This window comes from Streptomyces sp. NPDC033178, from assembly GCF_055577685.1.
In genome coordinates this window covers 334,728-360,750 of record NZ_JBVIPT010000002.1, presented here as the reverse complement: position 1 = coordinate 360,750, position 26,023 = coordinate 334,728, and the positions used below count along the sequence as shown (strand labels likewise).

The 26,023-nt window shown below is 69.9% G+C and carries 22 protein-coding genes; 10 read left to right on the top strand and 12 right to left on the bottom strand.

All coding sequences use genetic code 11. From position 1 onward, the window contains the following. Window positions 1-206: 206 nt before the first annotated feature. Window positions 207-1,421 carry a serine hydrolase domain-containing protein gene (locus tag ACZ5VQ_RS05525; protein WP_469103799.1) on the top strand — a complete coding sequence of 405 codons (1,215 nt, stop codon included), beginning with the start codon at window positions 207-209 and terminating at the stop codon, window positions 1,419-1,421. Between the two features lie 14 nt (window positions 1,422-1,435). Here the strand turns inward: ACZ5VQ_RS05525 and ACZ5VQ_RS05520 are convergent, their stop codons facing one another. From ACZ5VQ_RS05520 to ACZ5VQ_RS05490, 7 genes are all read right to left on the bottom strand, one after another. Beyond that, window positions 1,436-2,104 (bottom strand): response regulator, encoded by a 669-nt coding sequence (locus ACZ5VQ_RS05520; RefSeq protein WP_469103798.1) that lies wholly within the window; start codon window positions 2,102-2,104, stop codon window positions 1,436-1,438. Continuing rightward, entirely contained in the window at window positions 2,101-3,447 is a 1,347-nt protein-coding gene (locus ACZ5VQ_RS05515; RefSeq protein WP_469103797.1) for a sensor histidine kinase, read from the bottom strand. The genes ACZ5VQ_RS05520 and ACZ5VQ_RS05515 overlap by 4 nt, the downstream gene beginning before the upstream one ends. A gap of 23 nt (window positions 3,448-3,470) precedes the next feature. Then, complete coding sequence (locus ACZ5VQ_RS05510) at window positions 3,471-4,307, bottom strand: ABC transporter permease (protein WP_469104071.1); 837 nt, start codon at window positions 4,305-4,307, stop codon at window positions 3,471-3,473. Beyond that, on the bottom strand, window positions 4,307-5,236 hold the full coding sequence (locus ACZ5VQ_RS05505; RefSeq protein ID WP_469103796.1) for an ABC transporter ATP-binding protein: 930 nt from the start codon (window positions 5,234-5,236) through the stop codon (window positions 4,307-4,309). The genes ACZ5VQ_RS05510 and ACZ5VQ_RS05505 overlap by 1 nt, the downstream gene beginning before the upstream one ends. 193 nt (window positions 5,237-5,429) lie before the next feature. Next, a complete protein-coding gene (locus tag ACZ5VQ_RS05500) occupies window positions 5,430-6,881 on the bottom strand; it encodes an ATP-binding protein (RefSeq protein WP_469103795.1) in 1,452 nt (483 codons plus the stop codon). Window positions 6,882-7,037: 156 nt separating this feature from the next. After that, a complete protein-coding gene (locus ACZ5VQ_RS05495; RefSeq protein ID WP_469103794.1) occupies window positions 7,038-7,841 on the bottom strand; it encodes a carboxylesterase family protein in 804 nt (267 codons plus the stop codon). 310 nt (window positions 7,842-8,151) lie between these two features. Then, the gene (locus ACZ5VQ_RS05490; protein ID WP_469103793.1) at window positions 8,152-9,639 is read right to left on the bottom strand and encodes a RodZ domain-containing protein; all 1,488 of its coding nucleotides are present in this window, start codon (window positions 9,637-9,639) and stop codon (window positions 8,152-8,154) included. Window positions 9,640-9,996: 357 nt separating this feature from the next. Here ACZ5VQ_RS05490 and ACZ5VQ_RS05485 point away from each other — a divergent pair, with 357 nt between their 5' ends. The 3 genes from ACZ5VQ_RS05485 (at window position 9,997) to afsR (ending at window position 15,094) form a co-directional block, all read left to right on the top strand. After that, on the top strand, window positions 9,997-10,308 hold the full coding sequence (locus ACZ5VQ_RS05485) for a CU044_2847 family protein (protein ID WP_469103792.1): 312 nt from the start codon (window positions 9,997-9,999) through the stop codon (window positions 10,306-10,308). Beyond that, complete coding sequence (locus ACZ5VQ_RS05480) at window positions 10,305-11,126, top strand: trypsin-like peptidase domain-containing protein (protein WP_307521712.1); 822 nt, start codon at window positions 10,305-10,307, stop codon at window positions 11,124-11,126. The genes ACZ5VQ_RS05485 and ACZ5VQ_RS05480 overlap by 4 nt, the downstream gene beginning before the upstream one ends. An 875-nt stretch (window positions 11,127-12,001) precedes the next feature. Then, entirely contained in the window at window positions 12,002-15,094 is a 3,093-nt protein-coding gene (gene afsR / locus ACZ5VQ_RS05475) for an SARP-family global regulator AfsR (RefSeq protein ID WP_469104070.1), read from the top strand. 892 nt (window positions 15,095-15,986) lie between these two features. Here afsR and ychF read toward each other — a convergent pair. Beyond that, entirely contained in the window at window positions 15,987-17,075 is a 1,089-nt protein-coding gene (gene ychF, locus ACZ5VQ_RS05470; RefSeq protein ID WP_362088241.1) for a redox-regulated ATPase YchF, read from the bottom strand. 297 nt (window positions 17,076-17,372) lie between these two features. On the opposite strand from ychF, the gene ACZ5VQ_RS05465 reads away from it, so the two are divergent. Then, window positions 17,373-17,798: a DUF6542 domain-containing protein gene (locus ACZ5VQ_RS05465; RefSeq protein WP_469103791.1), complete on the top strand. Its 426-nt coding sequence runs from the start codon at window positions 17,373-17,375 to the stop codon at window positions 17,796-17,798. Between the two features lie 60 nt (window positions 17,799-17,858). Here ACZ5VQ_RS05465 and ppgK read toward each other — a convergent pair whose 3' ends face one another. Together ppgK and ACZ5VQ_RS05455 are read right to left on the bottom strand one after the other, a co-directional pair. Then, window positions 17,859-18,605, bottom strand: coding sequence for a polyphosphate--glucose phosphotransferase (gene ppgK, locus ACZ5VQ_RS05460; RefSeq protein WP_469103790.1), 747 nt, complete (start codon window positions 18,603-18,605; stop codon window positions 17,859-17,861). A 29-nt stretch (window positions 18,606-18,634) separates the two neighbouring features. Further along, window positions 18,635-19,651 (bottom strand): 4-hydroxy-3-methylbut-2-enyl diphosphate reductase, encoded by a 1,017-nt coding sequence (locus ACZ5VQ_RS05455; RefSeq protein WP_359937658.1) that lies wholly within the window; start codon window positions 19,649-19,651, stop codon window positions 18,635-18,637. Window positions 19,652-19,757: 106 nt separating this feature from the next. Here ACZ5VQ_RS05455 and ACZ5VQ_RS05450 point away from each other — a divergent pair, with 106 nt between their 5' ends. The 4 genes from ACZ5VQ_RS05450 (at window position 19,758) to ACZ5VQ_RS05435 (ending at window position 23,641) form a co-directional block, all read left to right on the top strand. Then, on the top strand, window positions 19,758-21,137 hold the full coding sequence (locus ACZ5VQ_RS05450; RefSeq protein WP_469103789.1) for an APC family permease: 1,380 nt from the start codon (window positions 19,758-19,760) through the stop codon (window positions 21,135-21,137). Between the two features lie 169 nt (window positions 21,138-21,306). Then, on the top strand, window positions 21,307-22,527 hold the full coding sequence (xseA, locus tag ACZ5VQ_RS05445; protein WP_469103788.1) for an exodeoxyribonuclease VII large subunit: 1,221 nt from the start codon (window positions 21,307-21,309) through the stop codon (window positions 22,525-22,527). Window positions 22,528-22,536: 9 nt separating this feature from the next. After that, the gene (locus ACZ5VQ_RS05440) at window positions 22,537-22,833 is read left to right on the top strand and encodes an exodeoxyribonuclease VII small subunit (RefSeq protein WP_469103787.1); all 297 of its coding nucleotides are present in this window, start codon (window positions 22,537-22,539) and stop codon (window positions 22,831-22,833) included. A 217-nt stretch (window positions 22,834-23,050) separates the two neighbouring features. After that, a complete protein-coding gene (locus tag ACZ5VQ_RS05435) occupies window positions 23,051-23,641 on the top strand; it encodes a malonic semialdehyde reductase (RefSeq protein ID WP_469103786.1) in 591 nt (196 codons plus the stop codon). Window positions 23,642-23,709: 68 nt separating this feature from the next. Here the strand turns inward: ACZ5VQ_RS05435 and ACZ5VQ_RS05430 are convergent, their stop codons facing one another. Further along, window positions 23,710-24,228, bottom strand: a complete 519-nt coding sequence (locus ACZ5VQ_RS05430) for a DUF4245 domain-containing protein (RefSeq protein WP_200396079.1) — start codon at window positions 24,226-24,228, stop codon at window positions 23,710-23,712. A 125-nt stretch (window positions 24,229-24,353) separates the two neighbouring features. Between ACZ5VQ_RS05430 and glpX the strand changes: the two genes are divergently transcribed. After that, window positions 24,354-25,385 (top strand): class II fructose-bisphosphatase, encoded by a 1,032-nt coding sequence (gene glpX, locus ACZ5VQ_RS05425; RefSeq protein ID WP_055615017.1) that lies wholly within the window; start codon window positions 24,354-24,356, stop codon window positions 25,383-25,385. Between the two features lie 190 nt (window positions 25,386-25,575). On the opposite strand, the gene ACZ5VQ_RS05420 is transcribed toward glpX, so the two are convergent. Then, window positions 25,576-25,953: a WhiB family transcriptional regulator gene (locus ACZ5VQ_RS05420; protein WP_362088257.1), complete on the bottom strand. Its 378-nt coding sequence runs from the start codon at window positions 25,951-25,953 to the stop codon at window positions 25,576-25,578. Window positions 25,954-26,023 lie beyond the last annotated feature (70 nt).

The window sequence follows — 26,023 nt, the reverse complement described above, 5'->3', positions numbered from 1 at the left end:
CGCGCCGACGCGAAGGGGGCCGACCCCTGACCGGACCGGCCCCGCTTTGAAGCCCGCGGGGCCCCGTGCCGAGACCGCCGCCCCGCAATCCCGGGTGGCTCCGAACGAGTGGACTCGCCGGAACGATTACCGGACGGGGACCTCCGCCCGGGGTCCCGGTGGTGACGTTGCCGTCCGAGCCCCTGACCTGGAAGAGGCGCCCCGACATGCGACGTACCCCCTCCCGACGGCTGTTCACCGCGGCGCTCCTCGTGGCGTCGGTGCTGGCGCCGATGACAGCGATTCCCGCGACCTCGGTCCACGCTGCGGCCGTCAACCCGTACTCCGTCGACCGGCACGACAAGGACGACTGCCCGCCGAACGGTCTCGGTCCCAAACTGACCACCCGCCTGGACAAGGCCATCGCGGACGTCCGCGAGGAGGCCCACATCCCCGGTGTCATCGTCGGACTGTGGATGCCGGGCAAGGGATGCTACGTACGCGCGACCGGGGTCGCCGACACCGCCACCGGCAGGCCGATGACCACCGACCCGTTCATGCGGATCGGCAGCGAGACCAAGACCTTCACCGTCACCGCGCTGCTCAAGCTCGTCGACGACGGACGGATCCGCCTGGACGACCCGATCTCCAAGTACGTCCACGGCGTGCCGGGCGGCAAGCGGATCACGCTGCGTCAGCTCGCCGAGATGCGCAGCGGCCTGTTCCCGTACAGCGCCGACCCGGACTTCGTGCACGATCTGCTGAGCGACCCGAGCCGCTCGTTCACCCCGCGGGAGGTGCTCGCGTACGGCTTCGAGCACAAGAACACCTTCAAGCCCGGGAAGCAGTTCCAGTACTCCAACAGCAACCTCGTCCTCCTCGGCCTGGTGATCGAGAAGGTCAGCGGGCACCGCCTCGTCGACTTCATCGACAGGGAGGTGCTCCACCCGGCCCACCTGCGCCACACGCTGTTCCCCGAGGGCGCCGAGTTCCCCGAGCCGCACCCGCGCGGCTACACCAACCAGACGCTGAGCGGCGAGGTCGAGGACTCCACGGACTGGAACCCCAGCTGGGGCTGGGCGGCCGGGGCGATGATCTCGAACCTGCACGACCTGCGCCGCTGGGCGAAGATCGTCGCCACCGGGACACTGCTCAGCCCTCAGACCCAGAAGGAGCGGCTGAAGACGCTGCCGACCGGCTTCCCCGGCACGAGCTACGGCCTCGGCATCCTCAATTCCGATGGCTGGATCGGCCACAACGGCTCCATCCCCGGATACGAGAGCGTGACCGTCTACCTGCCTTCGAAGAAGGCCACCTTGGTGATCCTCATCAACACCGACATCACCCACGAGGGCCAGGAGCCGTCCTCGCTCCTCGGCCGGGCGATCACCGAGATCGTGACCCCGGACAACGTCTACGACCGCCCGGTCCCGCCACGCTAGAGGTCCGGGCGGCCCTACGGCCTGGCCCTGACCAGCCCGGCATCGTACGCCATGATCACGGCCTGGATGCGGTCGCGGGCACCGATCTTGGCGAGGACGCGGCCGACGTGCTTCTTGACCGTGGACTCGGTGAGGACGAGGTGCTCGGCGATCTCCGTGTTCGTCCAGCCCTGGGCGACCGCGACGAGGACCTCTCGTTCGCGGTCGCTGAGGGTCCGCAGCCGGGGATCGTCCGGGGCGGGCGCGTCGGCCGGTGCGAGGACCTGGTGGGCGTAGGCGTCCAGCAGCCTGCGGGTCAGACGCGGGGCCACGACGGCGTCGCCGGTGGCGACCGCGCGGATGCCGGCGACGAGTTCCTCGGGGCGGGCGTCCTTGAGCAGGAAGCCGCTGGCGCCGGCCCGCAGGCCTTCGTAGGCGTACTCGTCGAGGTCGAAGGTGGTCACGATGAGGATGCGGGTGCGGCCGCCGGCGGCGACGATGCGGCGGGTGGCCTCAAGGCCGTCCATGCCGGGCATGCGGATGTCCATGAGGACGACGTCGGGGCGGAGTTCGGCGGCCATGCGGACGGCCTCGGCGCCGTGCTCGGCCTCGCCGACCTCGTCCAGGCCCGGGGTCCCCTCGATGAGCATGCGCACGCCCATGCGCTGGAGGGGCTGGTCGTCGGCGATGAGCACGGTGGTCATGACAGCTGTTCTCCCGGCGGTACGTCGAGCACGACATCCACCGTCCAGCCGTGGCCGGTGTCACCCGGACCCAGGACGACGGTCCCGCCGTACATGGCGGCCCGCTGGCGGATGCCGACGAGGCCGTGGCCGGGATTGTCGTCGAGTCCTCCCGGCGTCGCGCGCGCAGGTACCCCCGGCGGTACGCCCGTGTCGGCGACCCTGATCCTCACCTGTTCCGCCTCGACCGCGATGGTGACCTCGGCGGACGTGCCGGTCCCCGCGTGTTTGAGGGTGTTGGTCAGGGATTCCTGGACGACGCGGTACACGGTGAGCTGTACGCCGCTGCCCAGGGCGTCGAGATCACCCACGGTCCGGTACGTCACGGACAGCCCGGCCGTGCGCACCCGTGAGACGAGGGGGTCCAGGTCACGGATCCCGGGCTGCGGGGCGAGCAGACGTTCGCCCTCCTGTTCCTCGCGCAGCACCCCCAGCACCCGGCGCAGTTCGCTCATGGCCTGCCGGCCGGTGTCGCCGAGGACGCGCAGCGCCTCGGCGGACCGCTCGCTCCGGTTGGCGGCGAGGGTCGCGGCGCCGTCGGCGACGCTGACCATGACCGAGAGGTTGTGGCCGACGATGTCGTGCATCTCCCGGGCGACCCGGGAGCGCTCGGCGGCGGCGGTGAGCCGGACGCGCTGCTCCTGCTCGATCTCCAGCCGTCTGGCACGGTCCTCCAGAGCCGCCAGGTACATCCGGAGGATTCGGAGTGTCAGGCCGACGGCGACGGCCGCCGTCGTCGTGCCCAGCAGGAAGAAGCCGCCGATCATGGGGTGATCGGCCTTGCCGGGGACCAGTACGAAGGCGGCCAGCAGCAGTTCGACGGCCGCCAGCGCGACGGCCCAGCCCAGCACCCGTACGGACCCGTAGCGGGCCAGGGTGTACAGGGCGACGAGTCCGGCGATCCCGGTGGGGAGCCACACTCCCAGCGACCACTGCGCGACGGACACGAACGAGATCACGAGGAACGTGGTCGTGGGGGCCCTGCGGCGCCAGAAGAGGGGAACGAGGTGCGCGGCGACCAGGAGGCACAGGATGCCGGTCGACAGCTGGGGTCCGGGTTCGGTGTCGCCGAAGGGAGACGTCGGGGCCGTGTCGTTGTGGATCAGGTTGGGCAGGGAGATGGCCAGGATGAACAGCACCACAGCGGTGTCGAGCAGCCACGGGTACCGGCCCAGCGGCCCCGGCCGGCGCCTTCGGTCGCCCAGCAGCCGGTCCAGGAGCGGGTGGGCCCACGCCGCGTCGAACTCGGGGGGCGTCGCCGCCGGGCCGGTCTCCGTGGCAGCTGCCGCGTGGTGCGGGCTCATGACCACCATTGTCCGGTACCCGATCAGGCGTCGGTACTGACGAGCCGGTACGCCGCCCCCGCAAGGGCCAGGGCCACCCAGCCGGCGAAGACGGCGAGCCCCGCCCCGGGCGAGAGCGCGTCGGAGGACTGCTGGACGGCGTAGACGGCCTGGCCCGCGGTGCTGGGGAAGTACGGGCTGAGCGTGTCGTACAACGAGTCCGGCAGCAGCCCGGCCAGGCCGGGCAGGATCAGCAGGATGCCGACCAGGGTCGCGATGGCCCCGGCGGAGGAGCGGATCAGCATGCCCAGGGCCACGCCGAACACGGCGACCAGGGCGAGGTAGACGCCGGCGCCGGCCAGGCTGCGCAGCACACCGTCGTCGCCCAGGGACAGGGCGACGCTCTCGCCGTCCAGGCCCGGTGCTCCGAGCAGGAACGCGGCCAGGACGCCCAGGGTGGCGAGGACCAGGACGACGGGCGCGATCACGGTGACCTTGGCCCACAGGACCGGCAGCCGGCGCGGGACCGCGGTGAGCGTGGAGCGGATCATGCCGGTGCTGTACTCGCCCGCGGAGAGCAGCACACCGAGCACGCCGATGGCCAGCGACCCGAAGGTCACGCCGGTCAGGGCCAGGCTCACGGCGTCGGTGCTGCCCGCGTCGGGACCGAGCGGTCCGCCGCCGTCCGCGGTCTCCTGGGGACTGTAGGTGTGGGCGGCGATCGTCCCGAAGAGAACGACCAGGAACACGGCGACGCCCAGGGTGATCCAACTGGAGCGCAGGGTCCAGAACTTGGCCCACTCCGAGCGCAGGACGCGTGGGCCGGTCACCTTGCGCACGATCGTGCGGGGTGGGGCCGTGGACAGGTCGGTGACAGTCATCATGCCGCCTTTCGTGCGGTGTCGGCCGGGGCGCTCTGGTACTCGACGGCGTCGCGGGTGAGATCCATGAACGCCTCTTCCAGGGAGACGGCCTGCGGGGTGAGTTCGTGGAGCGCCAGCCCGTGCGCGGCAGCGACGGCGCCGATCTCCCGGGCATCGCGTCCGTGGACCATGAGCTCATCCCTGGAGGAGGACGTGATCGTGACATCGGGGCCGACCAGCAGTGAGCGCAGCCCGGCGGTGTCGGCGGTGGCGACCTTCACGCCTCCGCTGCCGGCGTCCCTGATGAAGTCGTCGACCGTGGTGTCCGCGAGCAGCCGGCCGCGTCCGATGATCACCAGATGGTCGGCGATCTGCGCGGTCTCGCTCATGAGGTGCGAGGAGAGCATCACGGCGCGGCCTTCGTCGGCCAGCCGCCGCAGGAGGTTGCGTACCCACAGCACGCCCTCGGGGTCGAGGCCGTTGACCGGTTCGTCGAGCATGACGATCGCCGGGTCACCGAGCAGGGCCGCGGCGATGCCGAGCCGCTGGCCCATGCCGAGGGAGAAGGCGCCCACGCGCTTGCCTGCCACACTGGTCAGCCCCGCCAGTTCGATGACCTCGTCCACCCGGCTGCGGGCGATGCCGTGGGTGTACGCGAGCGCCATCAGGTGGTTGAACGCGGTGCGCCCCGGATGGACGGACTTGGCCTCCAGCAGGCTGCCGATCTCGTGCAGGGGCGCCGGGTGCCGGGCGTAGGGGCGGCCGTTCACGGTGACCGAGCCTCCGTCGGGCGAGTCCAGCCCGACGACCATGCGCATGGTCGTGGACTTGCCCGCGCCGTTGGGTCCGAGGAAGCCCGTCACCTCACCGGGCTTCACGGCGAAGCTCAGATTGTCGACGACCGTCTTGTCTCCGTACCGCTTCGTCAGCTGACGTGCCTCGATCATGGGGGCGCCTCTTCCCGCGTGGAACTCGGCCGCGGATACGCCGCGGTGTCCGTGTTCGACGCTAGGAGCGGGACGGCCCCCGACCGTGGGCCCCAGGGGGAATCTTCGGTGGGTGGCTGGTACCGCGGTACCAGCCACCCACCGAAGGGGCGCTCACTGCCAGCCCGGCACAGGGGGTCGGGCTACGAAGTGATCAGCTCCGCGGCTGTCGGGGCTGCCACGCCCGTACGAGGTCCTCCGGCCCCCAGTGCGCGGTGAGGGGCAGATCATCGGCCACCCCACAGCGGGAGACCGCGACCAGCGGGGTGTCCGGGGTGGTCCCGGGGACGGCGGCCATGTCGCGTACCAAGGCGTCGTACTCATGGCGGCCGAAGGGCCGGCTCTCCAGCCACTTGACCGACCCGACGAAGTGCACCTGCCGGGCGACCGGCTCGCGGTCCGCGCCGATGAGGTCGACCTCGGGGTTGTTCTGACGGTTCCACCAGCCGCCGACGGCCTCGGTCTCGGGCCACTCTTCGTTGGGCATCAGACGCAGCAGGGACTCGCGGACCAGTGGCTCGACCGCCCGTCCGCGCCAAGTGGTCCAGGACCGCTCGATGCGTTCCAGTGCCAAGTCGCCCCGGCCGCGCTCGATGAAGGGGATCGCACGTGCCAGGAAGGCCAGCCAGAACCGCAGATACGGGTCGGCGATCCGGTAGCGCTTGTTCTTGCTGTCCGGCTTGGCGGACAGCGGAAGGTCGGCGGCCAGGGCTCGCTTGGCCTGCAGCGCGGCCAGCAGCGGGGAGAGCGTGCCGGACGGCAGTGCGCCGGCGCCGCCGGCCTGGGCCGCGATCGCGCTGAACGTACGCTCACCGCTGCCGACCGCTTCCAGTACGGCCCGCGAGTGCGAGGCCTCGGGAAACTCGCCCAGCAGGGACAGCTCGCCGGCCACGAGCAGGGGCGAGAGCGGATTGGCGACCGAGGCCCGCAGAAAGTCCGTACGTCCCATTCCCGGCCGCCAGGACTGCACGATCTCGGGGAATCCGCCGGTGATCAGCTGGGCGTCGACGGCGGCCGCCGCGTCCAGCCCTGTCATGGCCTGCACGTCGGCCAGGTTCAGGGGCTGGACGGTCATCTTCGCGGCCCGCCCGAAGAACGGGCGTCCGTACGACTGCAGCGCCTCCATCACCGACGTGTCGCTGCCGACCAGCACCAGAAGCACGGGCTTGGCGGACAGGTGCCGGTCCCAGACGGTCTGCAGCGCGCCCTCGAACTCCTGATCCTGTTCGACCAGCCAGGGCACCTCGTCGATCACCGCGATGCTGGGTGAGTCATCGGGTACCGCGAGGGCCAGCGAGCGCAGGGCCTGGTTCCAGTCCTGCGCCTGGAGTCCGGCGACCAGCTCCGCCCCCGGCAGCAGCGACTGCGCGAGGGTCGCGGCGAAGTCGGCACGCTCCGTGACCGGGTTTCGCCCCCGGGTGGCCTGAAACACCACGTACGGCGCTCCCGACCGATCACAGAACTCCTGCACCAGCCGCGACTTCCCCACCCGACGCCGGCCCGTCATGATCACGGCCCGCCCTCGGGTGGTCCCACCGCCCTCTGCCACGGTCCGGTACTGCCCGGCCAGCAGCTCAAGATCTCCGGTCCGGCCTTGGAACTCCACGAGCACCTCACGCCAACCAACGTAGATGGATTCTTACGTAGATTGAATCTTACTTTACTCGTTCGCCCCCCGCTCGCGCCGCCACCCGGCTGAACGAGGTCGGCGCGACGGCGCCGGGATGGACCGGGGCCTACCGGCCTACCGGGACTACCGGGACTACCGGGACTGCCGCATGATCCAGTCCCGGATGCCGGGGATGGTGTAGGCGATCTGCCAGGTGGCCCTGTGCGCGCTGGTGGTCGAGCCGGAGGGTACGGTCGTGCCGGTCTTGAAGGCGGAGAAGTTCACCGGGGTCCGCTGTGCCGTCATGCTCCGGACGTCCGCGGCGAACTCCGCGGCCGTGGACTGCCCGTCCCACAGGGCGGTACTGACCTGCGTGCCCTGGTCCTGGATGACCTCCATGATGGCCTGCTCACCCGGGTAGGCCTTGGTGTCGTCCGCGGAGACGAGGACCCACAGCTTCTTCTGGGCCAGCGGCGCGACCTTGGCCTCCGGCCACTGGCCGGCGACGATGAACGCGGCCGCGAACAGGTCGGGGTACCTGATGTTCAGCCCCAGCGACATCATCGCGCCCATCGACTGCCCGGTCGTGTAGAGCCGGTTCGGGTCGATGCCGTACTGCTCCGTCACCGACCGGACGAGGTTCGCGGTGGCCTCGAACAGCGTCGACGGCTCGTAGTTGTCGTCGATCACCACGGAGCCGTACTCGGGGGCCAGGACGAAGGACTCGTGCCGGGCCTGGTCCTCCGGGTTCGCCCAGCACACGGCGCCGAGTCCCTGGACCAGGGGGCCCTCCGTCGCGACGTTGACCACGCTCGCGTCGTGCATGAACAGGACCATCGGGTAGCTCCTGCGACGGTCGTAGTTCTTCGGGACGAACAGGTTGTACCGCAGGGTCTGTCCGGTCGCGGGGTCGCTGAACGAGAACTGCCGGAAGTCGTCGACGATCAGGTTCACCACGGCGTCGGTCGTCCGCGCCGTGCCGTCCGCGGCGTAGCGGGCTCCGCGCGTCGTGGTGACGGTGCCGGACTGGGTCAGCGTGACCTGCGCCGCGACGATGGTTCCGCCCGGCGTGGTGTCGCCGACCTTCGGGCCCCCTGCCCCGGGCTCGCCGCCGTCATCGCCGGACCCGCTGCGACCTGGGGATATCGCTGTTCTCGGGACGCTATCCAGCAGGTATCCAGCGACGGGACCGGAATGTCCGACCAGGGAGCCACGCGGGCCTGCGACAGACCAGTCGCGTCGTCCGGCCGAACGACGCGACTGGTCGCTAGTCGTTCCTCGTGTAAGTCAGACGCTCGACCTGGCCGGGCGGAGAATCATTTCGGACCTTCCTTCCGTTGACAACGAGCCCGACCGCGGCCGCATCGCCGAGTACGAGGTCGATGCGTTCCTTGTCCGTGAAGGTCTTGGTCTCGCCCTTGTTGAGCACTCCGTCGAACAGGAGTTGGCCATCGGCGTCCTTGGCCGAGACCCAGCTCCGCCCGTCCTCGCCGCTGATCAGCACCGTGACCTCGTCCTTGGGCACGCCGGTGACCCCGCTGTTCGCGGGGGTGGGTTCCGGCGAGGGTGAAGGTCCTTGCCGAGATCCCGACGGGGAGGCGGAAGGAGCGTCGGTGTGGTCGCCCTGCTGCGTGAGGTAGACGGCGCCGCCGACGAGCGCGCCCGTCGCGGCCGTGGCCACGAGCACCATGATCAGGATTCGCCTACGCGAACGCTTGCCTCCGGTGGGCCGACGTGGGCCGGCGGTGCCGATCTCATCCCGGGCAGGCAGGATGTCCTGGCTGCCGGAGCCGAGAGTGAGTGCGTCGCCGTGCGTCCCACCATCACTCGGGCCGGCCGCAGCGATGAGGACGGTCTCAGAACTGTCCGTACCGCTTTCCTCCCCGGCCTGAGGCCGGGAAGCCTCGGGCAGGGTCGGTGCCTCCGCCCCTGGGGGGACCAGAGTGGGCGTGTACGCGGCCGGGCCAGGCACGAAAAGCTCCAGGAGCCTCTCAGGTGTGGGCCGGTGGACCGGGTCCTTGGACAGACAGTCGGCGGCCACGGAGCGCAAGTCCTCCGGCACGGCGGACAGGTCCGCGGGCTCGTGCACGGAGCGGTACATCAGCCCTATGGGCGTGCCCGTGCCGAACGCGCTGCCGCCCGCCGCCGCAACCAGTACCGCGCCGAGTGCGAACACATCGGCGGCGCCGCTGACTTCAAGGCCCTGCGCCTGCTCGGGGGCCAGGAAGCCGGGCGTGCCGAAGGCAGCTCCGGTAGCGGTGAGCCGGGTGGACTCCAGCGCCCGTGCGATGCCGAAGTCGAGGACCCGGGGACCGTCCTCGGCCATGACGATGTTTCCGGGCTTCAGGTCGCGGTGCACGAGGCCGCAGCCGTGGATGGCCTGCAGCGCTTCCGCCAGGGCGGCGCCCAACAGCCTCAGACGGTGTTCGCCCATCGGCCCTTGGTCCGCGAGCAGCCCGGACAAAGTGGGACCCGGGATGTACGCCGTAGCCAGCCACGGGGTCTCCGCGTCCGGGTCGGCGTCCACGACCGGGGCTGTGTGGAAACCGCCGACTCTGCGGGCGGCATCCACCTCGGCACGGAACCTTTCACGAAAGTGCCGGTCAGCGGCCAACTCTGGGCGTGCCACCTTGACGGCCACAGCACGGCCACCACGCGATCGGGCCAGGTAGACCGTGCCCATGCCACCCGCACCCAACTGCCGTTCCACGGTATATACGCCGATACGCTCCGGCAGGTCTGCCCCGGACCCCATGTGCTGCACGCCTCCCCCGCTGCGACAGGTCCACCAGTATGGCCGCGACGGCCGACACCACGCGGCTGTTCGGTCACCCGCCGCGCGGCACCCGCGCCCAGGAAGGCCGTTCGTAGAAGCGGTGAGCTGTGTCCTCTTGCCCGCCGTGACCCGGAGTACTGCTGCCGGGCCGAGCAGACCAGTGGTTGCTCGCTGATGGACCACTGGCCTTTCGCCTGCGTCAGATCAACCACCTCCCGGGCCCCGCCGACCGGATCTTGCAGGTGCCGAACGGGTCGCGAGCTCGGCATGTCGCTCGCTACGCTTCCGACGGGACTGAGAACCAGTGCCACCCGCGCCTCACCAACAGGGAGACACATGGCCGAAGTTCGGGTCGAGACGGTGCCTCTGGACGCAGCCGGCAGTCGCCAGATCTCCAGTCGTACGCGGTCCAGTTCCTCCCTCGGTGATCGTGCCGCCGAGCTGGAGGAAGCCATCGTCCAGGCCTCGGCCATCGCCCAGCAGTCCCTCTCCCAGGTACCTCGCCGGGACGGCTGGCAGGTATCGAGCATGGACGTCACCTTCGGACTCACCCTGGCGGCAGAGGCGGGAGTCATCCTGTCCAAGGCGTCGGCCGAGGCGTCGTTCGAGGTCACTCTCACCGTGGAGCGGGCCCCGGAGACACCATGACCGGCGCGGGCTACTGGGTCGAGCTCTTCCAGTCCGAACAGCGCCTCGGCGGTGGTTTCCTGCTGACGCGCCGCTATGTGGTGACCGCACTTCACTGTTTGCGGGGTCTCACCTCACTGGACGAGCACGTGGACATCGTCCTGGCCGACGGTAGCCGGCTTCCGGGCCAGGTGTGCCGCCGTGAGAAGGACGCCGACCTGGCCCTGATCATGATCTCCGCCACGTACGAGGTCCTGCTGCCGATACCCCAGGCCGGCGTCGCTCACGGTGGGGACGACTGGCACAGCCCATACCGTCCCGCGGCGTCCGAGGTGCATCTCGGAGGGCAGGTGGACAGCGGCAGGGCGGAGTACCTCTGCGAGGGGGGTGCGGTCATCCAGGCGCTGCAACTGACAACGCACCAGCACCTGGGCGACTACTCGGGTTACTCCGGCGGGCCGGTGGTCAAGGGCGTTCCAGAGGCGCGTGAAACCGTGGTCGTGGGCATCCTTCTGGAGCAGGCCCCGGACCGGGCCACCGCCGGCCGCTCTGCCAACGTCCTCTTCGCCGCCACCATCGGGGAGGCCATGCGCCGCTTCGACCAGTTCGATGTGGGGCATCTGATGGATGTGCTCCACCCGGCGACCGCGGCGCCCCAACAGGCGGCGAACAGTGAGAAGTTGACCGTGGACGCGGCCGCCGCCGCGGCGGAGTCGTGGTTCGGTCTCATCGACGATTGGGCGAAGCGCCAGGTTCTCGATCCGTCCCAGGTCGCCGAACTCAAGTTCACGGCCGCGAAAGCGGTCATGGAGCGTCAGCTGCGGGGTGACGGGGCATGACCGATCTCTGGCAGCAGGCCATCGCCGGCGCCGAACGCGCCCTCCGTGGAAACGTCCCGGCCCGCCTGACCGCGTCAGAGGCCGCGGTGGCACTGCGCGAAGACCCTGATCCGCTCCGGCGGCCGACGCTCGGCAGGGATCTCGCCTACCTGACGTCGCTGCTCGAAGCGCTCCGCCTGAACGAGGAATCACGCGCGCTCCTGGAGCACGTGGTCTCACGTCTTCACTGGGACCCGAAGTCCCCCTCGCTGCCTGGCGACGTCAGGAACGAGTTGGCCGTGCTCCTGGCGGACCGCGGCTTTGTCACTGCCGCGGTCACCGTCCTGTCACCGGCCGTCGCCTTGGGGGCGAAGGACGACCAGGGCGGGGCCGCCACCCGGAACCTGGCCAACCTGGCGGCGGTCAAGCTCCGGCTGGGCGATCTCGCCGGAGCGACGAGCACGGCTGAACAGGTCCTGGGCGGCGGCACCCCTGACGGCTCCCGCCAAGAACAACTGGAAATCCAGCTGCTGGCGAGGTCGGTGCTGGCGGAGACCGCCCGCCGACAGGGACGCCACGCCGAAGCGGACGAACTGGTGCATGGTGTCGCCCGCACGGCACGGCAGCTGGTACGGCTTCTCGGCAGCGACCATCCGCAGTCCCTCTCGGCGCTGATCACCCTGGCCCGGGCCGAGTTCAGGTCGGCGATGGCAGCGGACGACCGCGAACGATGGGAGCGGGCGGCCGACGTACTCGCCGTCGCCGCGCAGAAGGCGTCCGCGATGCTCGGGCCACGCCATCCGCTGTCCCTCTCCGCTCTGGAGAACCTCGCGACCACGGAGTTCGAGGCCGCGCGGGCTCTGGGCGACGAGCGGCGGCTTGCCGGAGCTCAGGCCATGGTTGTCGCGGCGGCACAACGTTCCGAAGGCGAACAAGGAGTGGCTGCGGTGCGGACGCGTTTGCCGCCGGCGCCACCCCCTTCGGTCCCACCCGGAACAACCGCGGGACCGGCCGTTCAGCCGATCCCGAGAGTGCCGGAGAACCGGTCACCTCTGCCACCTGCGTCGCAGTGGCGGGCGGCAGAAGAAACCGGGGACCTGCGCTTCAGCGTGCTCGGGCCGGTGCGCGCCTGGCGCGGCGCTGACTCGCTGCCCACCGGCTCGCCACAGCAAAGGGCCCTGCTGGCCGCACTGCTGCTCCGCGAGGGCCGTATGGCCACGGCGAGCGAGCTGATCGACGCGCTGTGGGGCGACGAGCCGCCCTCCCAGGCGCTGGCGGCTGTGCGGACGTACGGGTCCCGGCTGCGCAAAATCCTGTCCTCCGAGGTATTGGTCAGTGAGTCGGGCGGTTACGCGATCCGGCTCTCCGCAGAGCGCGACTCCCTGGACCTGGCGATGGCCCAGGAGTTGGCCGCGGACGCGGAGAGGGCGAAGGAAGCCGGGGATCTGCTCCACGCACGTGATCTGCTCAACAAGGCGCTGAGCCTGTGGGACGGGGAGGTCTTGGCGGGCGTTCCGGGTCCGTACGCGGAGGCGCAGCGGCAGCGGCTGAACGAGTGGCGCCTCCAACTCGTCGAGTCCCGCCTGGACATGGACCTGGAACAGGGCTCCCACACGGAGACGGTGTCGGAACTGACAGCGCTCACGGCAGCCCACCCCGTGCGGGAACGCCTCCGCGAACTGCTCATGCTCGCCCTGTACCGCAGCGGACGCCAGGCCGAGGCGCTCGCCGTGTACGCGGACACGCGGCGCCTGCTGGCCGACGAACTCGGCGTCGACCCGCGCCCCGGCCTGAAGGAACTCCAGCAGCGGATTCTGCAGGCGGACCCTGGCCTGGCGGAACCGTCGGCACCGGTGGCGGAGCCGACGGCCGCGCCCGTGCGTCCGACCCAACTCCCGGCCACAGTCCCCGACTTCACGGGTCGGACACGCCTCGTGGCCGAGCTGAGCGAGGTGCTGCCCCCCGCCGCCGAGGGGCAGGTGATGGCGGTGTCGGCGCTGGCCGGGATCGGGGGCGTGGGGAAGACGACGCTGGCGGTCCATGTCGCACATCAGGTACGAACGGCGTTCCCGGACGGGCAGTTGTACGTGGACCTGCAAGGCTCCGGGACACGGCCCGCCGAGCCGGAGACGGTGCTGGGCTCGTTCTTGAGAGCCCTCGGAACCGTCGATTCCGCGATCCCGGACACTCTGGAGGAGCGGGCAGCGCTGTACCGTGCCGCGCTGGACGGCCGCCGGGTGCTGGTACTGCTGGACAACGCCCGGGACGCGGCCCAGGTACGGCCCCTGCTGCCCGGGACCGAGGGGTGCGCGGCCCTGGTGACCTCCCGGGCGCGGATGGTGGATCTGGCGGGGGTGCATCTGGTCGACCTGGACGTGATGTCGCCCGAGGAGGCCCTCCAACTGTTCGCGAAGATCGTGGGCGAGGAGCGGGTGGCCTCGGAGAGGGAGTCCGCGCTGGACGTGGTGGCGGCGTGCGGTTTCCTGCCACTGGCGATCAGAATCGCCGCGTCGAGGCTGGCCGCACGTCGTACGTGGACCGTCTCGGTCCTGGCGGCGAAGCTCGCGGACGAGCGCCGCCGTCTCGACGAACTCCAGGCCGGGGACCTTGCCGTGAAGGCCACCTTCGAGCTCGGCTACGGACGGCTGGAGCCGGCACAGGCACGGGCGTTCCGGCTGCTGGGCCTGGCCGACGGCCCGGACATCTCCCTGGCCGCCGCTGCGGCCGTACTGGATCTCCCGGCCGACGACGCCGAGGACCTGCTGGAGGCATTGGTCGATACGTCCCTGCTGGAAGCGGCAGCGCCCGGCCGCTACCGTTTCCACGACCTCGTACGCCTCTACGCGCGCGCCTGTGCCGAACGGGACGAACAGCCGCCGGGCGAGCGTGAGGCGGCGATGTCCCGGCTGCTCGACTTCTACCTGGCCACAGCGGCCGGGGTGTACGCGATCGAGCGGCCCGGAGACCGGCTGGTGGACGATCTGGAGCCCACGGACTACGCGGGGCTGCGGTTCTCCGAGGGGACCGCGGCCCTGGACTGGCTGTACTCGGAGGCGGTTCCGCTGCTGGCCTGTGCACGGCAGGCCGCGGGGACGGGTCGGCTGCGGCGGGCGGTGGATCTGCTGTGGGCTGCCAGGGACCTCGCCGAGTCGGGGGCCATCTCCCACCAGTACGAGACGACGGCGAGGGCCATGTGCGACGCCACCCGGGCCGCCGGAGACATCCGTGCGGAGGGCAGAGCCCGTACGGTCCTCACCGAAGTCCTCCTGGACTCCGGTCATGTCCGGCAGGCGGAGGAGCAGGCGCAGCTCGCCATGGACTTCGCGGGCCCCGCGCAGGATGCCACCGCCATCAGCTGGGTGGCCAACATCCGGGGCCTCATCTGCCTTCACCAGGGCCGGTACAGGGAGGGCAAGACCTTCTTCGACCAAGCCATCGAGGGGTTCCATGCACTCGGCAACCTCCCCTTCGAAGCGACCAGCCTGTGCAACCTCTCACAGGCCCACCTGCGCATGGGCAACATCGCCAAGGCCGTCGAGATCGCACAGCGAGGCCTCGCGGCACATGCCGAGTTCGGTCGGACGGTGCGCGTCGCCAATGGTCATTACGCCGTGGGCATCGCTTTGAACAGGGCCGGCAGTCACGCCGAGGCTCTCGGCCAGTTCACCGAGGCCCTGGATATCTTCGTCGAGCACCGGCAACGGCTCTGGGAGGGAACGACGCACTTCCGCATCGCCGAGGTCCACCTGGCCGCGCGACGCCCCGCCCAGGCGGCGCAACACGCCGAACAGGCCCTCGCCCTGCGATGCATCGGGGGCGACTGGATGCGGGGCCATGTTCTGACGCTCCTGGGGCGGGCCCTGTCCGCTCTGGGGCAGGACGACCGGGCCAGGGCCTGCTGGCGGGAGGCTCTCTTCATCCTTGAGCAGACAGGAAGCACGGAAGCAGCTGAACTACGCGCCCTCATCGCACCGGCACAGAGCGCCTGACCAACCCCGCTGATCCTGACAAGAGAACCAGCCATCCCGGGATGCGCACGGTGCGGCTACCCAGAAATGACAACAGATGACGACATATCAGATGATCCAGCACGGTGACGGTTCATCCTGTACACCCCGAACGACCGGCTCCGTTGTGGTACAGGTGAGCCACTCGGCCCCATGACGGTGACCCTGACCCACATGCTGCTCTCCAGCTACGCCGAACGGACATGTGGCGGATGGGCTGGCGTTTCATAGTGGTGGCAGAGTGGACTGCGCGGAGATCCGCACCCCCAAGGGCAGCCGCTCACGACCATTCCCATCGCCCGACGCCCTGCCCAGGACTCGAACCTGTAGCCAGCGCAACATGGTCACCGCTCAGCTCCTTCCCACAGCCGACCCGCCACGACGGGCCGAGCTCGGCCTGGCCGGACTGCAACGTCCTTGCATGTCGCAATGAATTGACTGACGAGGGCACCTCAAACAGCTGGGCGTTCGGGTTTTGATACCAGGGTGCGAAGAACAAGTAGGGCCCTGGACCAGTACGAGGTCCCCTTCCCCTGAGCTACGGCCGCGCACGAAGCCCCCGCAAGGGGCGTGGCGGCGCAGTCCGTACCTGAGCACCCGCCGAAGACTGGACTGGGTATCGACGAAGCTCCAGACCGCCGCCTGCCCGGCCCATTTTGGACTTCCAGCCACGCCGACCGAACCAGCAAGAATCCAGCAACCGGAAACCCCGCCCGGATTCAACTACCGGACGGCAACACCCTGACCTTTGCAAACACTCGATCGCAACTCGCAAAACCCAGCCCTTGAACGTTCCGCCGCAGCGCACGGACCCAGACAGCAAATAGCCCCCTGACCTGTACAAACGCAGACCAAGGGGCGATTCCAAGCGAAGCTAAACGTTGAAGCGGAACTCCACCACGTCCCCGTCCTGCATCACATAGTCCTTGCCCTCCATGCGGGCCTTGCCCTTGGAGCGGGCCTCGGCCACTGAGCCCGTTTCGACGAGGTCTTCGAAGGAGATGACCTCCGCCTTGATGAAGCCCTTCTGGAAGTCGGTGTGGATGACTCCGGCGGCCTCGGGGGCGGTGGCGCCCTTCTTGATCGTCCAGGCGCGGGATTCCTTGGGGCCGGCCGTGAGGTACGTCTGCAGGCCGAGGGTGTTGAAGCCGACGTGGGCGAGCGTGGCGAGGCCGGGCTCCTCGACTCCGACGGACTGGAGGAGCTCCAGGGCCTCCTCGTCGTCGAGCTCGGCGAGGTCCGCCTCCAGCTTGGCGTTGAGGAAGATCGCCTCGGCGGGGGCGACCAGCGCGCTCTGCTCGGCCTTGAAGGCGTCGTCGGTCAGCTCGTCCTCGTCGACGTTGAAAACGTACAGGAACGGCTTGACGGTGAGCAGGTGGAGGTCGTGGAGGAGCGCCTCCTGGTCCGAGTCCTGCTTGATGCCCGCGGCGAAGAGGGTCTGGCCGCCGTCCAGGATCTCCTTGGCCGCCTCGACCGCCGCCACCTTCGCCACGACGTCCTTCTTGATCCGCGACTCCTTCTGGAGGCGCGGCAGGACCTTCTCGATGGTCTGCAGGTCGGCGAGGATCAGCTCGGTGTTGATCGTCTCGATGTCGTCCTTCGGCGAGACCTTGCCGTCCACGTGTACGACGTTCTCGTCCTTGAAGGCACGGATGACCTGGCAGATCGCGTCGGACTCACGGATGTTCGCGAGGAACTTGTTGCCGAGGCCCTCGCCCTCGCTCGCGCCGCGCACGATGCCCGCGATGTCCACGAAGTCGACCGTGGCCGGGAGGATCTTCTGGGAGCCGAAGATCTCCGCCAGCTTGGTCAGCCGGGCGTCGGGGACGCCGACCACACCGACGTTCGGCTCGATCGTGGCGAACGGGTAGTTGGCCGCCAGCACGTCGTTCTTGGTCAGGGCGTTGAACAGGGTCGACTTGCCGACATTCGGCAGACCGACGATTCCGATCGTGAGCGACACGTTGCGACTTCCCGTACGTAAGGGTGGAGGGCGATCCAGACGATCCACCAGTCTACGGCGTTCCGCGCCCCGCACCGGCGACGTATCGAACGCTTGCCCAAGGTCGGCCAAAGCGCGTGTCCCAGGGCCCATTCCGCACATAACCCGACCTAAGTTGGACCTGTGGAGCAACACAGAACTCGTCCCCCTCAGTCACCGCCGCTGCGACGCGGCGCGCCCCTTCCCCCGCAGGCCGGCCGGGGTGGGGCCCGCACGCCCCGGCAGGCCGGGGCCGGTGTCCCGAGGACCGCGCCGGCCGTGTCACCGCTGGTGCAGGCCGTACGCCGGTTCCCCAACCCCCGGCTCACCGGGCTGGGCAGCGGGCTGTTCTGTGCCGCGGTGATGTTCGCGCTGGCCTGTCTGGACGCGCTGCTGTTCGGGTCTTCGCTCGTCGTCTACGGGGTGCTGTTCCTGCCGGTGTGCGCGTTGACGGCGGTGTGGGTGCGGCGGGCCGACCTCGTCACGGCGGTCGTCGCCGTGCCGATCGCCTTCGCCGTCGGACTGCTGCCGATCGCCGACAGCGGTGGCGGGCTCTTCGGACGGCTGATGGGGCTGGTCACCGCCCTCGCACTGCACGCGGGGTGGCTGTACGGGGGCACGCTGGTCGCCGGACTCATCGTCACCGTGCGCAAGGTACGGATGATGAGCCGCCGTGCGGCGCAGCGGCGCCGGGCGGCCGCCTGAGGTTCCATTTCCTCTGGTTCCCCCTGGGCGGTCGGCGCCCGGCGTCGCCGGCGGTGGTCGTCAGCCCGCCTTCGCCGCCCTCATCGCCGCTCCCACGATCCCCGCGTTGTTCTGCAGCTGGGCCGGGACGATCTCCGCCTTGATGCCCTCGATCAGGGGCAGGAACTTGTGGGACTTGCGGCTGACGCCGCCGCCGATGATGAAGAGCTCGGGCGAGAAGAGCATCTCCACATGGGCGAGGTACTTCTGGACGCGGTGGGCCCAGTGCTCCCAGGAGAGGTCGTGGTCCTCCTTGGCCTTGGTGGACGCGTGCTTCTCCGCGTCGTGGCCGTTCAGCTCCAGGTGGCCCAGCTCCGTGTTCGGCACGAGGATGCCGTCCACGAAGAGGGCGCTGCCGATCCCCGTACCGAACGTGAGCAGGAAGACCGTGCCCTGGCGTTCACGGCCTGCGCCGAACTGCATCTCGGCGACGCCCGCCGCGTCCGCGTCGTTCAGCACGGTCACCGGCAGGCCGTCCAGCCGGTCGCTGAGCAGGGCGCGGGCGTCCGTGTCGATCCAGTCCTTGTCGACGTTGGCGGCCGTGCGGATGGTGGCGCCACCGGTGACGACACCCGGGAAGGTGATCCCGACCGGGCCCGTCCAACCGAAGTGGTCGACGACCTCCTTCACGCCGTCCGCCACCGCGTCGGGGGTCGCGGGGTGCGGCGTGAGCACCTTGTGGCGCTCCGCCGCCAGGTCGCCCACGTCCAGGTCCACGGGAGCGCCCTTGATCCCTGAGCCGCCGATGTCCACACCGAAGATCTGCATGGCTCTACGTTACGTCGTACGACGGACAGTCACTCCGCCGAGGGGGTGCCACCGGTGCGGTCCGCCACCAGGGCGGCCGCCTCCGCGCGCAGGTCACGGCGCAGTTCCTTGGGGAGGGAGAACGTGATGGACTCATCGGCCGTCTTCACCGTCTCCACGTCGCCGTAGCCACGCTCGGCCAGCCACTCCAGCACGCCGTCCACCAGTACGTCCGGGACCGAGGCGCCGGAGGTCAGGCCGACGGTGGTGACGCCCTCCAGCCAGGCCTCGTCGATCTCGGCGGCGAAGTCCACCAGGTGCGCGGCGGAGGCGCCCGCGTCCAGGGCGACCTCGACCATGCGGATCGAGTTCGAGGAGTTCTTCGAGCCCACCACGATCACCAGCTGAGCGTCCTCGGCGAGCTTCTTCACCGCGATCTGGCGGTTCTGCGTGGCGTAGCAGATGTCGTCGCTGGGCGGGGAGATGAGCTGCGGGAACTTGTCCTTGAGCGCGTCGACCGTCTCCATGGTCTCGTCGACCGACAGCGTGGTCTGGGAGAGCCAGACCACCTTGGAGGGGTCGCGGACCTCGACCTTGGCGACGTCCTCGGGGCCGTCGACGAGCGTGATGTGCTCGGGCGCCTCGCCGGACGTGCCGATGACCTCCTCGTGGCCCTCGTGCCCGATCAGGAGGATGTCGTAGTCCTCCTTGGCGAAGCGGACCGCTTCCTTGTGGACCTTGGTGACCAGCGGGCAGGTCGCGTCGATCGTGGCGAGCTTGCCCGCCGCGGCCTCGTCGTGGACGACGGGGGCGACGCCGTGCGCCGAGAACATGACGATGGACCCCTCGGGGACCTCCGCCGTCCGTTCGACGAAGATCGCGCCCTTCTTCTCCAGGGTCTGCACGACGTACTTGTTGTGGACGATTTCGTGGCGGACGTAGATCGGGGCCCCGTACTGCTCAAGGGCCTTCTCGACGGCGATCACGGCACGGTCGACTCCCGCGCAGTAGCCACGGGGGGCGGCGAGGAGGACACGGCGGCCAGTCGAAGCAGTCATGCATCCCATCGTAAGGCCGCGCCCGGCGCGTCAAAGATCGCCGCCTTGGGGAGACTGGTCGGGCAGCTGGGGAGCTGGGAGGGGTGGGGCAAGGCGCGACTCTCGGGAGGTACGGATGTCCGGCACGGGGACCTCGGCCGCGCGGGCCGACGACGAACACGACGGACACGGCCTGCGGCGCAATCTCGGCTTCCGCGATCTGGTCGTCTACGGGCTGCTGTTCATCGCTCCCATGGCGCCGGTCGGCATCTTCGGGACCCTCGACGCCAAGTCGCACGGGGCGGTCGCGCTCGTCTACGTCGTCGCCACGGTCGCGATGGCGTTCACCGCTTTCAGCTACGCCCAGATGGTGCGCGTGGTCCCCCAGGCGGGGTCGGTGTTCGCCTACGCGCGCGCGGCGCTCGGAAAGGAGGCGGGGTTCGTCGCCGGCTGGATGGCGCTGCTGGACTACCTCCTCATCCCGGCTGTGGCGTACCTCTTCTCCGGGATCGCGATGAACTCCCTGGTCCCGGAGGTCTCGCGGTGGGTGTGGACGGCGCTCGCCGTCCTCGTCACGACGCTGCTCAACCTGTGGGGCGTACGGGCCGCCGCGCGCGTCGGTTTCCTGGTGCTCGCGATGGAGATCGTGGTCCTCCTTGTCTTCGTCGTGTCGGCGGTCGTCGTCCTCGCGCGCGACGGGGCCGAGCGGGGGTGGCTGTCCCCGCTGTCGGGGGACGGCTCCCAGGGGGCGTTCGCGCTGTCCGCCGTCGTCGGGGCCGTGTCGATCGCCGTGCTCTCCTATCTCGGCTTCGACGCGATCGCCTCCTTCGCCGAGGAGGTGACCGGGAGTTCGGAGAAGGTGGCCAGGGCGGTGCTGTTCTGCCTCGCCCTCGCCGGTGTGCTGTTCATCGCGCAGACGTATCTCATCGCCCTGCTCGAACCGCTGTCGTCGGCGCAGCTCGCCGCCGATCCGGGCAAGCAGGGGTCTGCGTTCTACGACGCCGTGGACGCCTCCGTCGGGACGTGGCTGCACGATCTGGTGGCGGTGAGCAAGGCGATCGGGGCGGCGTTCGCGGCGCTGGCCGGGCAGGCGGCGGCCGGGCGGCTGCTGTTCGCGATGTCCCGGGACCGGCGGCTGCCGCGGGTGCTGTCCCGGACGGACTCCGGGGTGCCGCGGGTGGCTCTGCTCTGCGCGGCCGTCATCACGATGGTGGCCGCGGTGTGGGCCGCCCGGCGTGATGACGGGATGGACCATCTGGTGTCGGTGGTCGACATCGGTGCGTTGACCGCGTTCACGCTGCTGCACGCGAGTGTCGTGGGGTGGTTCGCCGTGCGGCGGCGGGGTGGGGCGGTGGTGTGGTGGCGGCATGTGCTGATGCCGGTTGTGGGGGCGGCGATCACTGTTGCCGTGATCGTCGAGGCGTCGGGGACTGCGCAGGTGGTGGGGGCGGTGTGGCTGGTTGTCGGGGTGGGGGTGTTGGTGGCACAGCGGGGGCGGGTGCCTTCGGGAGGCTGACCCGAGGATTTCGCCCCCGCCGCCCCTACCCATTCCCGTCCCTTTTCAGAGGCTTCGCCCCCGAACCCCCAAAAGACTGCGCAGTTCCCCGCGCCCCTGATGGGGCGCACCCGCCCAACTCGGCCCTACGCACGACCGCTCTTTCACAGCCTGCGGCTACGCTCGCCGCATGGCTCTCAACACGTCCTCGGACGCACCCATCCCCGTCGGTGAGGTGTCGCGGCTCATCGGGGGATGGATCGACCGGCTCGGGGCGGTGTGGGTGGAGGGGCAGATCACCCAGTTGTCCCGGCGGCCGGGCGCGGGTGTCGTGTTTCTGACGCTGCGCGATCCGTCGTACGACATCTCGGTGAGCGTGACCTGCTACCGCCAGGTGTTCGACTCGGTCGCCGACGTGGTGAGCGAGGGCGCCCGTGTCGTCGTACTCGCGAAGCCCGAGTGGTACGCACCGCGTGGGCAGCTGTCGTTGCGGGCCGCCGAGATAAAGCCCGTGGGCGTGGGTGAACTGCTCGCCCGGCTGGAGCAGTTGAAGAAGTCCCTCGCCGCCGAAGGGCTGTTCGCGACCGAGCGCAAGAAGCCGCTGCCCTTCCTGCCCCAGCTCATCGGGCTCGTCTGCGGCCGTGCCTCCGCCGCCGAGCGGGACGTGCTGGAGAACGCGCGCCACCGCTGGCCCGCCGTCCGCTTCGAGGTGCGCAACGTCGCGGTGCAGGGCGTCCACGCGGTCCCCCAGGTCGTCCAGGCCGTGAAGGAACTGGACGCGCTCGACGACGTGGATGTGATCATCGTGGCGCGCGGCGGCGGCAGCGTGGAGGACCTGCTCCCGTTCTCGGACGAGCAGCTCGTCCGGGCGGTCGCGTCCTGTCGTACACCGGTCGTGTCGGCCATCGGGCACGAACCCGACAACCCGCTGCTCGACCACGTGGCCGACCTGCGGGCCTCCACCCCGACCGACGCGGCGAAGAAGGTCGTCCCGGACGTCGGCGAGGAGTACGAGCGCGTCCAGTTCCTGCGGGACCGCGCCCGCCGCAGCGTCCAGTCCTTCATCGACCGGGAGGAGAGAGGCCTCGCCCACGCGCTGGCCCGCCCCTCGATAGAGGATCCGCACCGGATGGTCGACGAGCGTGCGGACCATGTCGCCTCACTGCTCGACCGCGGCCGCCGCACGCTCGGGCACCTCCTCGACCGTGCCGACTCGGAGCTGACGCACACGCACGCACGCGTGGTGGCCCTCTCCCCCGCAGCGACCCTCAAACGGGGTTACGCGGTGCTGCAGAAGTCCGACGGCCACGCGGTCCGGTCCCCGGACGAGGTGACGGCGGAGGAGTCCCTGCGGGCGCGCGTCACCGAGGGCGAGTTCACGGTACGAGTCGATGTCCGAGACAGACCCTAGGGTGGGCGCATGACCAGCAGTACGGACGAGGCGCTCGGGTACGAGCAGGCACGGGACGAGCTCATCGAGGTCGTACGACGCCTGGAGGCGGGCGGTACGACACTTGAGGAGTCGCTCGCCCTGTGGGAGCGGGGCGAGGAGTTGGCGAAGGTGTGTCGGCGGTGGCTGGACGGCGCCCGCGCCCGCCTCGACGCGGCTCTGGCGGGGGCGGGGGACGAAGCCGAGGAGGAGTCCGGCGACTCCGGCACTGGCTCTGGTTCCGGTTCCGGTTCCGGTTCCGGTTCCGGTTCCGGTTCCAACACCTAGTAACCCTCTGGTAGATCGCCTGTGGATCGCATCCGGCAGGCTTCCCGAACGCACCCCTCGCACTCACGTTCACAACGGCTTCGCCGACCCTCGCGGCCTGTGAACCGGATCACCATGCCCCAGTTTTGGTTGAATCCTAAACTTCATCGACGTACCTTCGGAAGTGCAAGGCGATCCCCCCACGGGGTTCGACGCACTCCCCCGAAAAGGTTGATTCATGTCCCTCGTCCTTGACCCCACCGCTCAGGACCTGCTGTTCCGCGACGCCCGCACCGCGAACGCCTTCACCGACGAGCCGGTCTCCGAGGAGCAGGTGCAGGCGATCTACGACCTGGTCAAGTTCGGCCCGACCGCCTTCAACCAGTCCCCGCTGCGCATCACCCTGGTTCGCTCCGCCGAGGCCCGCGAGCGCCTGGTGCGGCACATGTCCGAGGGCAACCAGCCGAAGACGGCCACCGCACCGCTCGTCGCGATCCTCTCCGCGGACAACGAGTTCCACGAGGAACTCCCGTACCTCCTGCCGCACTTCCCGCAGGCCAAGGACCTCTTCTTCGCCGAGCGTCCGGCCCGTGAGGGTGCCGCCTCCCTCAACGCCGCGCTGCAGGCCGCGTACTTCATCATCGGTGTCCGCGCCGCCGGTCTGGCCGCGGGTCCGATGACGGGCTTCGACTTCGCGGGTGTCCAGAAGGAGTTCCTCGACGACGACCACACCCCGCTGATGGTGGTCAACATCGGCAAGCCGGGCGAGGACGCCTGGTTCCCGCGCTCCCCGCGCCTTGAGGCCGACCAGGTCATCACGACGGTCTGACCCTCCCCGTACGCATGACGACGGCCCCCGGCATTCGCGCCGGGGGCCGTCGTCATGCGTACGGGGCCCTACTCCGTCTTCAGGGCCTGGGCCATCTTCGTCAGCTGCGCGAAGGACGCCGTGCCGGTCACCACCGTCGTGGAGCCCTTCTCCCGGAGGACGAGGGCGTCGTACTTCGCGCCCTCGTACCGCTCCCAGGAGCGCTCGCCGATGCGCTGCGTCGTGTTCGTCTCCTCGGCGCCCTGGCTCGCGTCGTCGATGAACGTGACGGGCTTCTGAGTCGACTGCTCGATCGCCACGTACTCACCGTCGGGGTCGTGGAAGCCGAGGTGCCACGCGTCGAAGTCGGCGCCCTGGAACCGCACCGACGTCGCCTTCCACTCCTTGGACAGGCCCTCGGGCGCCGCCACCGGATAGGCGGCCGCGCGGCGTGCCGTCAGGAGTTCCACGCGGTAGTCGACCCGCTTGAGAGGGGGCTCCGAGTCGTCATTGGGAATGAAGACGTAGATGAAGCCCGCGACTATGCCGATCAGGCCCAGGGACAACACCATGTCCCGGACCGTCTGCTTGCCTTTCATACCTGCCACGCCCCCATCGTCGCAGGTGTACTGGTCTGCTCATCCGTGGGCCCCCCTGCTCATTTTGTCGGACTGAGGATAGAGTCGGCCCGAACCCTCATCCGGCCGTCGTCGTATCAGAAAGGTGCGCTCCGATGACCGAGCATCACTTGCCGTCCGAACTCGAGGTCCCGTCCGAGGCCCCCGACCGAAACCTCGCCCTTGAGCTCGTCCGGGTCACCGAGGCCGCCGCCATGGCCGCGGGCCGCTGGGTCGGCCGCGGCGACAAGAACGGCGCCGACGGCGCGGCCGTACGGGCCATGCGGACCCTCGTCTCCACCGTCTCGATGAACGGCGTGGTCGTCATCGGGGAGGGCGAGAAGGACGAGGCCCCGATGCTCTTCAACGGGGAGCGTGTCGGAGACGGGACGGGCCCCGAGTGCGACATCGCCGTCGATCCGATCGACGGCACCACGCTCACCGCGAAGGGCATGACGAACGCGATCGCGGTGCTGGCCGCCGCCGACCGCGGCACCATGTTCGACCCGTCCGCGGTCTTCTACATGGACAAACTGGTCACCGGCCCGGAGGCCGCCGACTTCGTCGACATCAACGCGCCCGTGTCCGTGAACATCCGCCGGGTCGCCAAGGCCAAGCGCGTCACGCCCGAGGACGTCACGGTCGTCATCCTCGACCGGCCGCGCCACGACGGCATCATCAAGGAGATCCGGGAGACCGGCGCCCGCATCAAGCTCATCTCCGACGGCGATGTCGCGGGCTCGATCCTGGCGCTGCGCGAGGGCACCGGCATCGACCTGCTGCTCGGCATCGGCGGTACGCCCGAGGGCATCATCTCCGCCTGTGCGGTGAAGTGCCTGGGCGGCACGATCCAGGGCAAGTTGTGGCCCAAGGACGACGAGGAGCGCGCCCGGGCCGTCGACGCGGGCCACGACCTCGACCGGGTCCTGTTCACCGACGACCTGGTCTCCGGCGAGAACGTCTTCTTCGTCGCGACCGGGATCACCGACGGCGAACTGCTGCGGGGAGTCCGCTATCGGCCCGAGACCGCCACAACCGACTCGATCGTGATGCGGTCGAAGTCGGGGACGGTCCGGCAGATCAACTCGGAGCACCGGCTGGCGAAGCTGCGGGCGTACAGCGCGATCGACTTCGACCGGGCGAAGTAGCCCCGCTGCTTGTGCCGTTCATGCGGGCCGTGAGTATCTGCAGGCCCGTTCGGGCTGGTCGCGCCCCGCGGCGGAGCCGCAAGGTGTTACAGCCCCGCGCCCCTTGAAGGGGCGCCCTGGCGGAGCAGTTGATTTTTTGTACGGCGATGGGGCGCCCCTTGTGCGGAGGGGCGCCCCATCGGTGTGAGTGTCAGCCGGCTGCGGCTATCGGGCCGGTGGCGCGGGCCGCCTTCTGCAGTTCGAGGTCGCGGCGGCGGCGTCGGGCCAGGACGACGCGGCGCTCGGCGGCGGTGAGGCCGCCCCACACCCCGTACGGCTCGGGTTGCAGCAGTGCGTGCTCGCGGCATTCGACCATCACCGGACAGCGTGCGCAGACCCGCTTGGCCGCCTCCTCCCGGGACAGCCGGGCCGCGGTGGGTTCTTTCGAGGGCGCGAAGAACAGCCCGGCCTCGTCGCGGCGGCACACGGCCTCCGTGTGCCAAGGGGCGTCCTGGTCCCTCTCCCGCACCGGCACCGGCTGGGGCGGAACGGCAGCGACCTGCAGGGACTGATGCGGCGGATGCAGCACGGTCTACTCCTGACGACGGCTTCGCGAGCGAGAGACGATGCAGCAAGGCCTACCCGCTGTACGCGCGCCT

Coding starts and splice junctions, on each gene's coding strand:
- ACZ5VQ_RS05525 (WP_469103799.1), top strand. CDS start 207: ATGCGACGTACCCCCTCCCGACGGCTGTTCACCGCGGCGCTCCTCGTG.
- ACZ5VQ_RS05520 (WP_469103798.1), bottom strand. CDS start 2,104: ATGACCACCGTGCTCATCGCCGACGACCAGCCCCTCCAGCGCATGGGC.
- ACZ5VQ_RS05515 (WP_469103797.1), bottom strand. CDS start 3,447: ATGAGCCCGCACCACGCGGCAGCTGCCACGGAGACCGGCCCGGCGGCG.
- ACZ5VQ_RS05510 (WP_469104071.1), bottom strand. CDS start 4,307: ATGACTGTCACCGACCTGTCCACGGCCCCACCCCGCACGATCGTGCGC.
- ACZ5VQ_RS05505 (WP_469103796.1), bottom strand. CDS start 5,236: ATGATCGAGGCACGTCAGCTGACGAAGCGGTACGGAGACAAGACGGTC.
- ACZ5VQ_RS05490 (WP_469103793.1), bottom strand. CDS start 9,639: ATGGGGTCCGGGGCAGACCTGCCGGAGCGTATCGGCGTATATACCGTG.
- ACZ5VQ_RS05485 (WP_469103792.1), top strand. CDS start 9,997: ATGGCCGAAGTTCGGGTCGAGACGGTGCCTCTGGACGCAGCCGGCAGT.
- ACZ5VQ_RS05480 (WP_307521712.1), top strand. CDS start 10,305: ATGACCGGCGCGGGCTACTGGGTCGAGCTCTTCCAGTCCGAACAGCGC.
- afsR (WP_469104070.1), top strand. CDS start 12,002: ATGGTTGTCGCGGCGGCACAACGTTCCGAAGGCGAACAAGGAGTGGCT.
- ppgK (WP_469103790.1), bottom strand. CDS start 18,605: ATGCAGATCTTCGGTGTGGACATCGGCGGCTCAGGGATCAAGGGCGCT.
- ACZ5VQ_RS05455 (WP_359937658.1), bottom strand. CDS start 19,651: ATGGGATGCATGACTGCTTCGACTGGCCGCCGTGTCCTCCTCGCCGCC.
- ACZ5VQ_RS05450 (WP_469103789.1), top strand. CDS start 19,758: ATGTCCGGCACGGGGACCTCGGCCGCGCGGGCCGACGACGAACACGAC.
- xseA (WP_469103788.1), top strand. CDS start 21,307: ATGGCTCTCAACACGTCCTCGGACGCACCCATCCCCGTCGGTGAGGTG.
- ACZ5VQ_RS05440 (WP_469103787.1), top strand. CDS start 22,537: ATGACCAGCAGTACGGACGAGGCGCTCGGGTACGAGCAGGCACGGGAC.
- ACZ5VQ_RS05435 (WP_469103786.1), top strand. CDS start 23,051: ATGTCCCTCGTCCTTGACCCCACCGCTCAGGACCTGCTGTTCCGCGAC.
- glpX (WP_055615017.1), top strand. CDS start 24,354: ATGACCGAGCATCACTTGCCGTCCGAACTCGAGGTCCCGTCCGAGGCC.